The organism is Aeromonas media, from assembly GCF_000819985.1.
Taxonomy (GTDB): domain Bacteria; phylum Pseudomonadota; class Gammaproteobacteria; order Enterobacterales; family Aeromonadaceae; genus Aeromonas; species Aeromonas media.
In genome coordinates, this window is sequence record NZ_CDBZ01000029.1 from 1 (window position 1) to 365 (window position 365).

At 61.1% G+C, this 365-nt stretch carries 1 protein-coding gene; it reads right to left on the bottom strand.

The features are described from left to right. Nucleotides 1-288, bottom strand: a 288-nt coding sequence (locus BN1127_RS02400) for a glycerophosphodiester phosphodiesterase family protein (protein ID WP_042648337.1), incomplete at its 3' end; no start/stop codon positions are given. Nucleotides 289-365: the final 77 nt, after the last annotated feature.

A 365-nucleotide genomic window follows, 5' to 3' on the forward strand; every position in this document is an offset into this window, starting at 1 on the left:
GTCCGGGCGGGCCCGGCCGGGGAAGCGCGTCGCCACGTCGGTGATACCGTCGAGGAAGTGATCGTGCATCACCACCAGCTGGTCATCCCTGGTCATCACCAGATCCTGCTCCAGATAGTCGGCCCCCATGCCATAGGCCAGCGCCTTGGACTCCAGGGTGTGCTCGGGCAGATAGCCGGAGGCGCCGCGGTGGGCAATCACTATCTTGCCGCCATCGACGGCCAGGGCGGGCAATGCGAGGGCGACCCCGAGGCCCAGGGCCACGAGAGAGAGGTGAGGTTGTTTCATGAAAGGTGCTCTTTGTTATTGTTTATTGGATGTAGGTAGTTGTTATAGCAGAGGTTTATTGCAGTTTTACGGCGGGG